This is a genomic window from Romboutsia sp., from assembly GCF_035470145.1.
Classification (GTDB): domain Bacteria; phylum Bacillota; class Clostridia; order Peptostreptococcales; family Peptostreptococcaceae; genus Romboutsia_D.
Genome location: NZ_DATIRC010000107.1, coordinates 1 through 10,173, shown reverse-complemented (window position 1 = coordinate 10,173; position 10,173 = coordinate 1). Strand labels below are relative to the sequence as shown.

General features: G+C 30.8%; 19 protein-coding genes. 2 read left to right on the top strand and 17 right to left on the bottom strand.

Annotated elements, in window-relative coordinates; translation table 11 throughout:
- Nucleotides 1-398: hypothetical protein (locus VLM92_RS04135; protein ID WP_325275088.1), on the top strand; the 398-nt coding region annotated here is incomplete at its 5' end.
- Nucleotides 399-485: 87 nt separating this feature from the next.
- Here VLM92_RS04135 and VLM92_RS04130 read toward each other — a convergent pair.
- Nucleotides 486-740: a hypothetical protein gene (locus VLM92_RS04130; RefSeq protein WP_325275087.1), complete on the bottom strand. Its 255-nt coding sequence runs from the start codon at nt 738-740 to the stop codon at nt 486-488.
- A gap of 235 nt (nt 741-975) precedes the next feature.
- On the opposite strand from VLM92_RS04130, the gene VLM92_RS04125 reads away from it, so the two are divergent.
- Nucleotides 976-2,097, top strand: coding sequence for a DUF6551 family protein (locus VLM92_RS04125; protein ID WP_325275086.1), 1,122 nt, complete (start codon nt 976-978; stop codon nt 2,095-2,097).
- An 86-nt stretch (nt 2,098-2,183) separates the two neighbouring features.
- Here VLM92_RS04125 and VLM92_RS04120 read toward each other — a convergent pair whose 3' ends face one another.
- The 16 genes from VLM92_RS04120 to VLM92_RS04045 form a co-directional block, all read right to left on the bottom strand.
- On the bottom strand, nt 2,184-2,330 hold the full coding sequence (locus VLM92_RS04120) for a hypothetical protein (protein WP_325275085.1): 147 nt from the start codon (nt 2,328-2,330) through the stop codon (nt 2,184-2,186).
- Between the two features lie 113 nt (nt 2,331-2,443).
- Nucleotides 2,444-2,965, bottom strand: coding sequence for a hypothetical protein (locus VLM92_RS04115; protein ID WP_325275084.1), 522 nt, complete (start codon nt 2,963-2,965; stop codon nt 2,444-2,446).
- A gap of 12 nt (nt 2,966-2,977) precedes the next feature.
- Entirely contained in the window at nt 2,978-3,259 is a 282-nt protein-coding gene (locus tag VLM92_RS04110) for a hypothetical protein (protein WP_325275083.1), read from the bottom strand.
- Nucleotides 3,260-3,451: 192 nt separating this feature from the next.
- The gene (locus tag VLM92_RS04105) at nt 3,452-3,742 is read right to left on the bottom strand and encodes a hypothetical protein (protein ID WP_325275082.1); all 291 of its coding nucleotides are present in this window, start codon (nt 3,740-3,742) and stop codon (nt 3,452-3,454) included.
- Nucleotide 3,743: 1 nt separating this feature from the next.
- Nucleotides 3,744-4,106 carry a hypothetical protein gene (locus VLM92_RS04100; RefSeq protein WP_325275081.1) on the bottom strand — a complete coding sequence of 121 codons (363 nt, stop codon included), beginning with the start codon at nt 4,104-4,106 and terminating at the stop codon, nt 3,744-3,746.
- A complete protein-coding gene (locus tag VLM92_RS04095; RefSeq protein ID WP_325275080.1) occupies nt 4,106-5,023 on the bottom strand; it encodes a SprT-like domain-containing protein in 918 nt (305 codons plus the stop codon). Before VLM92_RS04095 ends, VLM92_RS04100 begins: the two co-directional genes overlap by 1 nt.
- A gap of 118 nt (nt 5,024-5,141) precedes the next feature.
- Entirely contained in the window at nt 5,142-5,843 is a 702-nt protein-coding gene (locus VLM92_RS04090; protein WP_325275079.1) for a toxin regulator, read from the bottom strand.
- Nucleotides 5,844-5,917: 74 nt separating this feature from the next.
- Entirely contained in the window at nt 5,918-6,265 is a 348-nt protein-coding gene (locus VLM92_RS04085; RefSeq protein WP_325275078.1) for a SprT-like domain-containing protein, read from the bottom strand.
- Between the two features lie 9 nt (nt 6,266-6,274).
- Nucleotides 6,275-6,454 carry a hypothetical protein gene (locus VLM92_RS04080; protein WP_325275077.1) on the bottom strand — a complete coding sequence of 60 codons (180 nt, stop codon included), beginning with the start codon at nt 6,452-6,454 and terminating at the stop codon, nt 6,275-6,277.
- Nucleotides 6,455-6,463: 9 nt separating this feature from the next.
- A complete protein-coding gene (locus VLM92_RS04075) occupies nt 6,464-7,927 on the bottom strand; it encodes a hypothetical protein (RefSeq protein WP_325275076.1) in 1,464 nt (487 codons plus the stop codon).
- A gap of 109 nt (nt 7,928-8,036) precedes the next feature.
- Nucleotides 8,037-8,453: an RNase H family protein gene (locus tag VLM92_RS04070; RefSeq protein ID WP_325275075.1), complete on the bottom strand. Its 417-nt coding sequence runs from the start codon at nt 8,451-8,453 to the stop codon at nt 8,037-8,039.
- 16 nt (nt 8,454-8,469) lie between these two features.
- Nucleotides 8,470-9,054, bottom strand: a complete 585-nt coding sequence (locus tag VLM92_RS04065; protein WP_325275074.1) for a hypothetical protein — start codon at nt 9,052-9,054, stop codon at nt 8,470-8,472.
- Nucleotides 9,048-9,242, bottom strand: coding sequence for a hypothetical protein (locus VLM92_RS04060; protein WP_325275073.1), 195 nt, complete (start codon nt 9,240-9,242; stop codon nt 9,048-9,050). Before VLM92_RS04060 ends, VLM92_RS04065 begins: the two co-directional genes overlap by 7 nt.
- Complete coding sequence (locus tag VLM92_RS04055; RefSeq protein WP_325275072.1) at nt 9,232-9,441, bottom strand: hypothetical protein; 210 nt, start codon at nt 9,439-9,441, stop codon at nt 9,232-9,234. The genes VLM92_RS04060 and VLM92_RS04055 overlap by 11 nt, the downstream gene beginning before the upstream one ends.
- Nucleotides 9,431-9,775, bottom strand: coding sequence for a hypothetical protein (locus VLM92_RS04050; RefSeq protein ID WP_325275071.1), 345 nt, complete (start codon nt 9,773-9,775; stop codon nt 9,431-9,433). The genes VLM92_RS04055 and VLM92_RS04050 overlap by 11 nt, the downstream gene beginning before the upstream one ends.
- A gap of 48 nt (nt 9,776-9,823) precedes the next feature.
- On the bottom strand, nt 9,824-10,173 hold a 350-nt coding region (locus tag VLM92_RS04045), incomplete at its 5' end, for a RusA family crossover junction endodeoxyribonuclease (protein ID WP_325275070.1).

Sequence of the window (10,173 nt, the reverse complement as noted above, 5' to 3'; positions counted from 1 at the left end):
TAACTATGTTCTTGGCTACAGAAGTAGGAATTGATGATTCAATAGGTAAATTCTTTGCACAAATGGAAGGAATACGCACTAACATAAACACTAACACAAACAAAAAAAGCAAACTAAAAGTAGTGGAAGTACATGTAAACATAAATGAATTTAGAGATGCTACTGAAATAAAGGTCGATACTAAAGTACCAATGAGCGAACTTAAAATGATAATAACAAAAGCAAGACAAGATATATTAGATAATGTAAGAGAGATCAGATATAGCGAAAAAGGTGAAATGTGGATTGGTCACAAAAAAGGAAGTAAAGATGTAGTGATAAACATAGAAGGTTGGAAGATGTCTGAATCAGAGAATCTGATATTTATAGAAAACTTCTTAGAATATATAACAGAATAACCATTGGAAGGCTAGGGTAATGCCAGAATCCAAATATTCCATTGTGGGGATACCAAGAATAAACTTCTTGGTATCTTTTTATTTGTATTATTTCTCTAAACTTCCATTATGGAATCCAAACATAAATGCTTGTGCATTTGGTTTAAAGTCCTCATGCTCTGCATCTATTAGTATTTCTGGGACTGCACACTTTCTACTACAACACACTTCTAACAGACATCTTAAAAACTCTTTATTGTTATTGCGCTCCAGATGTCCTAATAATCTAGTTTTTGTAAATTGTGTTGGTTTTACCTTTTTACCAACTTCCAGTCCAATCTCATATATCTCTTTCTTATCCATAAAAATACCTCCTAATGTTTTATTAATTACATTGTAACACATAACCCAGACCAAATCGTGTAGGAATGAAAAATTTAAATAAAATATCTTTTTTATCAGTATTTTTGGCTCTGAATGTGTTGCAATGACTAGTGTTCACAAAGTTAAAAACAATAAATCGAATGAGTATGTATATTTTTCCAAAAATGTGATACAATACTAAGTATAAAGAATTATTATTTTGGAGGTATTAGAAATGGCAAAAAGGGGTAAAAAAGAAAAGGGAAATAAAGAAAATGAAGTTGAAGTAACACCAGAAGAAGTAAAAGTTGAAGTAACACCAGAAGAAGAATCTGCAGAAGAAGAAATAGCAACAACAGAAATGGCAGTGCTAGATGAACCAGAACCAGAGGTAGAAGAATCTACAGAAGAACCTAAAGAGCAAGAGCAAGAAGAATCAGAGGTAGTAGAAGAAGAATCAAAAATAGGAACGGTTCAAGACATACAACTATCTGGAAAAATGGATGAAAAAATAAGAGCATTGAAAAACAAAGTTTTCAATATGAATGACTTCGGATTAAATATGTGGTTAGATGTAAATCAATTACTAATAGATGAAGAAACACAAAGAGGGATAATGACTTCGCAAGTTGAAAGAATAATAAGAGATTTCAATCCATCTTCTTTTGGTAGAATCACAGTGTCAAAACGTGATGATGGTTATTATGTTGTAAATGGACAACACAGATTAATGGCTCTAAAGAAGATAGGCGTTCGACAAGCACCATGTATTGTGATAGAAAATCCACATGCAGAAGAAGTTGATAAGAAGAAACAAGATGCAATTAACTTCTTAGAGATCAACCAAAATAGTCAAGCAGTACGTGCTATAGATAAATTTAGAATAGGAGTTTCGGCTCAACTTCCAGATTGGTTAGCAGTTAGAGATGTAATAGAAGAAAACGGTCTACGTGCAGGTACTACAGTAAATAGTGTTAACTGCCTAGCATGTATTCATAGATACATAAATAGTCCAAGTAATATAGAAACTAAAAACGCAAAAAAGAAACAAATATCTAAAGCAATAAAGATATTAAATGAAACTGTTGGCGTTCCACATATCACACATATTTCTTTACAAGCAATGTGCATACTAGTTAGAGAATATGTAGACAACAACTTAACAACAGTAGATAAAATGATTACCAGATTCAGTAGAGTTGAACTTGCTAAGTTAATAAGCACTGCTATTACAATGAAGAATAATGGAACTAGTAAAAACATAGTATCAACTCTGGCATTTCTACTAGTTCAAGAATATAATAACAAATGTAGACGTGATGATGAAAAATTACCAATAGATAGACTAAGTTTATAGGTATAAGTTGTTGACCGACCTAAATAGAAACGCTTAGAATGGCGTATATTGGGTCGGTTTTTCTATGTAAAGTAAAAATGATATACCTAAAACGGTATATCATCATCTGAGTCACCAGAGTTTTCTTTTTTTATTTTAATCTTATATATTAATCCACTTATATCAACAAGTACGTAATCACCTTCTACAGTGTACGGTATTTCTTCTTTTTCTAAAAACTCTATTGTAATCAAGATAATCACTTCCCCCATTTGATGTGCTTTATTTACTATTAATATATCATATTGGTAAATACCTTGTCAATACTTTTGAATACAAAAATAAGGAGGTAATACCTCCCTATCTTTTAACCTTTATATGTAGTACTTGCTAATGATAATGATGCTAATTGTTTTGGTGTATATGCTCTTTGTATTTTTTCAACTGTAGCAACGTGTTCCTCTGGATCAAAGCGTGAGTCAAATTGATCTTTCATACATTTATATAGTTTATCCGAAGTTTCTCCATTTAAAGCTACTACACGCATACCTTTTATTATGTTGGTTCTACCTTCTGTTAATACCATGTGGATTGCATAACCTTGACCTTCTGAGCATGGTGTTAAATCATCTGCAGTATTGGGTGATATGTGAGCAGTAAATGCTATATCTGATGTATTAACTATGTCTTGTATCTTTAGGACAAAGAATATGATCTTCTCTCTGTACACCAAGTCTATCTTCATCTTACCACTTGTAAACCCATCTATTTCTCTTTGAGATAAATCGTTTAACTTGACACTAAGTAGGAATCCAGATTCATCCCACAATATACCAACACCATTATTAAATTCAACTGGATTCTTTTTACCTACGCTTAATTGTAACATGTGTGCTACCTCCTATAAATCTAAGTCTTTTATTAATTTTATATTTTCTGCATCTTGTATTGCTTTTGGTTCATATGTTGGCTCTGGTACTCTTGAACACATTTCAACCTGCTTTCTAAGGTCTACCAACACTTGTAAACTTATATTGCTTTCCAATATTATTTGGATGTCTGCTTGATTGTGTCTGTGAGTTATGTCACAGATACTATCGAAATGGTCTTGTGCTTGTGCCTTATGATACTCGATCTTGTTGTCTATGTGTTGAAGTAAATATCTTAATTGATTGCTTGTCATATTATTTTTCTCCTTTATATAAATAAATTTAATATTACCAACGCTACCATAATCAAAAACTCTGCTTTAAAATACTCTAGTTGTCTATAGGTTATATATGTAATAATTAATATAAAAATTAATGCTAAAATCTCCATCCCAAAACACTCCCAATATCAACTATTGTATCACATTATAGATTCATTGTACAATTTATCCAATTATATTTTTTAAGAAATAATGTGGCTTATTAACAACCTTGTATCCTTTGTTTTTAACTTCTTCCTCTACATAGTTTAGATAATCATCTAAGAACCCATTTAAGCCAGTGGGATATAGAGTAAATATTAATATTAAATCTGCTCTGCTAAGATGTTTTCCCCCATTTCCATCTTCATCCATAAACAAATCTATTAATATAAGATTCCTTGCATCCTCTACTCTTATTTGGTGGTTTCTAGGCTCTATTGCTACTTCATATTGTTTAAATGTATTTGTTTCCATGTTATGCTACTCCTTTAATATATAATTCTATTTGTTCTTTTTGACCATTTCTATTCTCATATAAAACTAACCAGTCACATCTTAAGGTATTTGCTTTAAATTCAAGCACTGCAAATTCTCTTGTATTATTTATAACTTTCTTAATATTGTTAAATGCACTTTGACCTTCTAATAAATACGTAACCACGTCTGGAACTTCTGGAATCTCTAATTTATACTGTTCAACTATTTCTTCATTATTATATAATACTAACTCTGTTGCTACATTTCTAGTAACATCAAACTCAAATTTAGCCACACTTTCATTATCGTACATTTTATCAATTTTCATACCATTTTTTCTAATTCCTATTAACTTATACATTACCCAAAACTCACATCCTTAAATTCTACTGTGTATTGTTGTCCTTCCTCTAACCATTGTACTAATGCTTTTTCTTGTCTACTGTTTAAATATTCCCTATCATGGTCGAATACTAGCAGTAATCTCCACCAGTAATAGTCAAATGTACTTGCATATTCATCTATTGTATAATCATCAAACTCTGCATATTCAAATGCTTTCATTTTCTTCATATCTGCCAATAGTTGTTTCTCAGACCTATCTTTACAACTTATTGCAAATGACTCTTGTGTGTTTAAGAATGTTTCACTTGTTTGTGTATTTAAGTCCACTCTTTCGACATTGAATCCACTACCTTGTTTATACAATACATTTTCCTTCATATCTATTACATGTAACTTTCCACCACATTGGCAGTGACACCAATTAACCCAATTCTCTAATGTAGATTTTCTCATAACTTTTCTGTAGTATTCCTTTTCACACTTTTGACACCTTCCAATATATCTGTGAGGTTTCTTAATTAATTTAGGCTCTGCTATAGGAGCATCTTCTCTAGGATCGGCAGTAAAGTATGTTTCATCGGATATTCCTAACATCCTACAATATTTCTTAAATACTTTATTGTGACCACAGTTTACATTGTACCTAGTATCAACAATAAAGTGTACGCACTCATGTTTTATGAGTTCTATAATATCTGCATTGTGGTAATTCTCTAATAGAATTTTAGCAAATTTAAATTTTAATGGTTCTATTTTAACTACCTTGCCTTTATTGTTCCTAATATACTTAAATTGAAAATATCCTTTAGTTGTGCTCATTCTATTAGATATTTCTACTGGGACATTTGTTACATCCTCTATATCTCCAACTACTGTTCTTGCGTACTCAACAAAAGATACTATTTCACTTTGTATCTTATCTATTGTCCACATGCTTACCAACTCCTTATGTATGTATTGTCTTACTGACACTTATTATATTATCATAGAGTAAATACCGAGTCAATACTTTTACATAAAAAAAAATAAGGGACTTTGAATCCCTTATCTCTTATTGGTCTATTTGATTTATTAAAACACTTGGTATTGTTATATTTCCACCCATTGTAGATTGATATGTATATAGACCTGCAGATATACCTCTGATAGTTATATTATCATCTTCTAGCACTCTACTCTTTACTTTATCTGCAGAGAACTCTGCTAATATCATGTGGTCATAATCTCCATTTACTGCAAGTCTTATCTGAGTTCTACCTTCACCTTCCATAACCTGCACAACTTCACCTCTAAACTTAACTTTTTTCATTAAGTAATCATCTGGAGTTCTAGCAAGTTGGTCATACGTTATTCCAGTATCATAACCTTTCTTTTCTTCTGCTAACTTACGTTCTTCTTCTTCTTTCTTTGCTTTTTCTTCTGCTAATCTCTTTTCTTCTTTAGCCTTTTCTTCTGCTAACCTTTTTTCCTCTGCTACTCTTTTTTGTTCTTCTTCTAATTGTCTTTGTTCTTCTGCTTTCATCTTAAAGAATGGTTCTGCTTGGTCTACTTTAGCACTAAGTGTTTCAATTTCTTTTTCATCTGCTTTTATTGTTGCTTGTTGTTCAGATACTTGATCCTCTAGTCCTACATGGTCTGCATCTGAACATATAGGTGAAGATGATGCTCCAAATATCCATCCCAATATAAATATACCTGCTATTTTTGCTACGGTTTTTTTGTTCATGTTCTTTAATTTTTCTTTAAGTTTCATTGTAATTTCTCCCCTTTATTCGATTTATTTTATAGTATAATTTTACCATTTTATATTTACTTGGTCAACATGTTTTATGTACAAACAATCCCCAATTTTCTGCAATGCATTTCAAATATATCATTGTGTCCAATGTGTTTATTATATTTCAATATCATCAAATAGTGCAAATACTCATGTCGAATCTTTTCTATGATTATTGAATCTGTATTGTTTACTAAAAACGATTCTCCAAAAGTGAACATCATGCCAACTGTAATGTTACATACTTTTCTATGTTTCAAATAGCCATCACATCGAACCAATCTTTTATCTATGTAGATAGGTAGGGATGTGTACCCTACCTCACATTCAAATGTTTTATTAAACACATCTACAAACTTATTCATTTCTTCTCTTATTCTCTCTACAGTCCAACTCATATACACTCCTTAAATAATAATTCTTATAATCAATAATACAATTTCAAAAACGATTACTGCAGTTAGTGTTACTATTGATTCTATGCATACATAACCATATACACATCTTAAATAAAGCAGACACGCAAGTGGGAATAGAATCCCAAATATAATTATAATAAATATGCTTATGGTCTTTAAAATATCCATATATTCCTCCTAGAATAAACTTGGTTCAGTCTTATCTGCTCTTAAGTGTATATACACTGGGAATCTTAGACTTTGTTTTTTGTCTTTGTTTTTTGTTTCTTCGAAGAATTGAACTTCTACAATCTTTCCTACAAGGCTCTCTCTTTGTTCCCAAAGCATTACACGTTCCTCTATAGTGTATCCAGAACCAACTTTAACGGTATTACCTTTATATTCTACTACTAATGCTCCTAATACTTCTCCTGCTAAGACTTTTTCTTTGACCCATCTAACACGTTCTTCTAATATGCGTTTTTGTTCATCATCATAAATAACTGTCAATGGATCACAAAGTAAGGCACTATTTATATTGAATGTTTTATTTGTTTTTTCATATCCTACTATTCTTAAGTCTGCAGTTTGCATTACTTTAAGTTTTAATATATTTTTAGACCTTTTAAACTCATACACTGCATCCATAGTGTTGTACATAAGACCTTCTGCACCTTTAAGTCTGTATTCATCCAATATTTTTAACATCTCATTCATATCTGAGCCTTGATAAATAACTGGCAGTACTTTAATAAAGTTGAAACCTTGTTCTTCTATGATAGCATTTATTTGGTCTAACTTCTTTCTTCTTTCACGATATGGTGTAACACCTTTCTTATTCTTAAATTCATCATATGTTAATACATCAAAGATACAGAACTCTAATCCACTCTTAATTTCATTCTTATTCTTAACTCGCTTTGTTGTTTCCTTGTAAACATCTTCATATGTGCAACCAGTAGCAAGAAGTTCTCCATCAAATACTATTTCAAAATCTTCCAGTAATACATATAGTAGTTTTAGTTCCATTTCTATTTCAAGGCATCCTTCTATTACTTTACCTTGTCTTGTAAATAAGTTGAATATATTATCAGTTTTTGATTTTACAACGCTATCTCTTATCCCATCTAATTTTTCCGTTAAAGCACCTTCTCCTGCAGGTGGCTTATCAAAATCAAACTTTGATGCCAACATAGGTTTTATATCTATTCCAGTTTCTCCAAGAGGGATAAGACCTTTCCACACTTTATTTATTGTAGATATATTACATCCAATTTTTAGGTCTTTCAATAATACACACTTATATAAATCTCTTATTTCTTCATCTGTTTCTTCTAAGAAAAGATTCGCTTTCTCTCTTAACTCATTATTAATATTATTATTTGCTAATACATATGTTAGCATTCTTAAATTATCATAAGTATGTCCATCTTCTGCAGTAGTTCCAGTTAAAGTACCTTCTGTTATTTTATATCTTTTGTATGGATTGTAAGTTAAGTTTAATATAGTTTTCAGTCCCTCATTATCTATATTTTCTTCTAATATTGCTTTCTTAGCATTTGTAGAAGATGTGTTTCTTAATTCTTCTATTATACTTACTATCTCCATAATCTCTGGTGTTACTACTTTCCCAAAATTTATTAATGTTATTTCATTTTCCATGTTTAATTCCTCCATTTTTATGTATTCGTTATTTCTACTTTATTAATATAACATCCAGTAAATACTGTGTCAATACTTTGCATTAAAAAAGTTAGGGAAAACTCCCTAACTAAAATCCTGCTCCACGCTTTGCTAGTTTATCTGCCATGTCATTAAACCTATCTCCACTGTGGGATTTGATTTTCATAAATTCAATCTTTATATGTTTTTGAGCCACTTGCATAAACTCATGGTACTTCTTAGTATATTCATTTTTCCTTTTCCATGCTCCAGATGCCCATTTTTCAACACCTTCATAATCATATGCCAATACTATTTCTTTCACATTGTACATATGAGATAGTTCAACTGCTCTACAAGCACCTACTATTTCACCATATACATTTCTCATAGACAATCCATCACCTACAAGTTCTTTGTGTTCCTCATAAAGAACTCGATCTCCAGATGTAATAACTAGTCCATATCCACCTTTTTCAGTCTTTGTATTGTATGAACCATCGACATATATAACACAACTATTCATATAAAACCCTCCTATATTATTGCGTATCTTTTGCTATTCTTTCAAGCCAACAACCGATGCAGACACATTCAAAATGAATATCTCCTTCAACATCTCCTTCAAATTTTTCTGGGTAATCCAACACTGCTTTATCATCTACTATTAATAGATGTGTTGTTGCATCCTCATTACAATACTTACAAGTACAAGTAGGCTCTAACTTAACCTCTACATCTGCATAAACTGATAATGTTTGTATTGCAGTAAATAATTCATTCCTATATGTTACTCTTAATCCAAAACAATTCACTGTAACATCACCTCTACTTAATAACCATAGTTGATGTATCTGTTCTTTTGTTAAGAATTGGCATTCATCTACATATATTTCAGTAATACCTTCACTCAGTCTTTTTAATTTAAACATTTCAAAGAGATCATCCTCTGGATAAAACACAATGCAGTCGGACTCCAGACCTATTCTTGATGTTACTTTATCATCTCGTTTATCGTGTGGTTTTATTATTAGGCATTTAATATTATTCTTTTTCTTTTGATGTGCATTCATTAATAATGTTGCACTTTTTCCACTTGCCATTGTTCCATAATAATACTTTAACATTCTTCTTCCTCTACTTCCACTATTCTTAAAATTTGTAAATTTATAGTAAAATCTATTACAGACTCATGTAGCAAATCACAAGAGTCACAGTTATAATAACTCACTATACCTTTTCCTTTATATCCTACATTTTCAAAATCAAAATCTGATTCCCATCTGAGGTCTGCTCCACATTCTTTACACTTCATCCTCTGCATCTTCCTTTATAAAAATTTCGATTGTTTTCTTATGTGTTGCAAGTAGAGCAGGATGTAAATTATCTATGTTATCATTTCCAGTCAAAGGTAAATCTCCTAATTCATTTATAACTGCAGTTAACTCATTTACTTTTGTTGCTACCTTTAAATATACTTCATAATGCTCTTTATGTTTCTCTTTATTGTCCATATTTTCCCTCCTTATATTCTCTCATTACTCTGTCTACCAGATTTTCTCTAGCATTCCATTTCCTTGTTATTACATGCTTATTATGCTTGTTAATGTCCTGCAGTAGCCACCACCAATTTTTAACACATACCATTCTCTGTGTGTGATATGCACATTTGTTACCATTTCTTCTTTTTGACATATGTAACAATTTCAAACGTTTGCCCTCTTGAACTATTAACCAATTATCAAACAGATATTTCTTACTATATAATTTAACAGTATTATTATTTACTCTTTGTGTTTCCAATTTGAATCTATATGCATTTTTCTCTATTATATCTATAGTATTCATATTATCACCTCTATTACATATAACGAAAAAAAGAAAGCCTATGTAAAATTACACAGACTTTTTATTATAACATTCTAGTTTTTCTAAATTTAATTCTGGCTCTATCCGATTTTCCAATGCTTTATTTAATACTCCACAAGGTTTTTTGTATGTAGACTTCTTACACATGGAGCAGTTCTTTGTTTTAAATTTTTGTAAATGCTCTGCATTATCAAATATGCCTAATTTTGTTGCCAGTTCCAATTCAACCTCTACTCTTGGATCATATTTATCTATGTAAACATTCTTCGTTTTAGGAATAAGAATATCATCATCTGGATACAACCCTGCTCCCATTAATGCATCAAAAAGAACTTTTTCCAAGTTGTGAGAATCTTTTCTTTTTTTATTTAGATAAT

Coding starts and splice junctions, on each gene's coding strand:
- VLM92_RS04050 (WP_325275071.1), bottom strand. CDS start 9,775: ATGAATACTATAGATATAATAGAGAAAAATGCATATAGATTCAAATTG.
- VLM92_RS04110 (WP_325275083.1), bottom strand. CDS start 3,259: ATGACAAGCAATCAATTAAGATATTTACTTCAACACATAGACAACAAG.
- VLM92_RS04115 (WP_325275084.1), bottom strand. CDS start 2,965: ATGTTACAATTAAGCGTAGGTAAAAAGAATCCAGTTGAATTTAATAAT.
- VLM92_RS04070 (WP_325275075.1), bottom strand. CDS start 8,453: ATGAATAGTTGTGTTATATATGTCGATGGTTCATACAATACAAAGACT.
- VLM92_RS04060 (WP_325275073.1), bottom strand. CDS start 9,242: ATGAAGTGTAAAGAATGTGGAGCAGACCTCAGATGGGAATCAGATTTT.
- VLM92_RS04090 (WP_325275079.1), bottom strand. CDS start 5,843: ATGAAACTTAAAGAAAAATTAAAGAACATGAACAAAAAAACCGTAGCA.
- VLM92_RS04085 (WP_325275078.1), bottom strand. CDS start 6,265: ATGAGTTGGACTGTAGAGAGAATAAGAGAAGAAATGAATAAGTTTGTA.
- VLM92_RS04105 (WP_325275082.1), bottom strand. CDS start 3,742: ATGGAAACAAATACATTTAAACAATATGAAGTAGCAATAGAGCCTAGA.
- VLM92_RS04130 (WP_325275087.1), bottom strand. CDS start 740: ATGGATAAGAAAGAGATATATGAGATTGGACTGGAAGTTGGTAAAAAG.
- VLM92_RS04080 (WP_325275077.1), bottom strand. CDS start 6,454: ATGGATATTTTAAAGACCATAAGCATATTTATTATAATTATATTTGGG.
- VLM92_RS04125 (WP_325275086.1), top strand. CDS start 976: ATGGCAAAAAGGGGTAAAAAAGAAAAGGGAAATAAAGAAAATGAAGTT.
- VLM92_RS04055 (WP_325275072.1), bottom strand. CDS start 9,441: ATGGACAATAAAGAGAAACATAAAGAGCATTATGAAGTATATTTAAAG.
- VLM92_RS04065 (WP_325275074.1), bottom strand. CDS start 9,054: ATGTTAAAGTATTATTATGGAACAATGGCAAGTGGAAAAAGTGCAACA.
- VLM92_RS04075 (WP_325275076.1), bottom strand. CDS start 7,927: ATGGAAAATGAAATAACATTAATAAATTTTGGGAAAGTAGTAACACCA.
- VLM92_RS04095 (WP_325275080.1), bottom strand. CDS start 5,023: ATGTGGACAATAGATAAGATACAAAGTGAAATAGTATCTTTTGTTGAG.
- VLM92_RS04100 (WP_325275081.1), bottom strand. CDS start 4,106: ATGTATAAGTTAATAGGAATTAGAAAAAATGGTATGAAAATTGATAAA.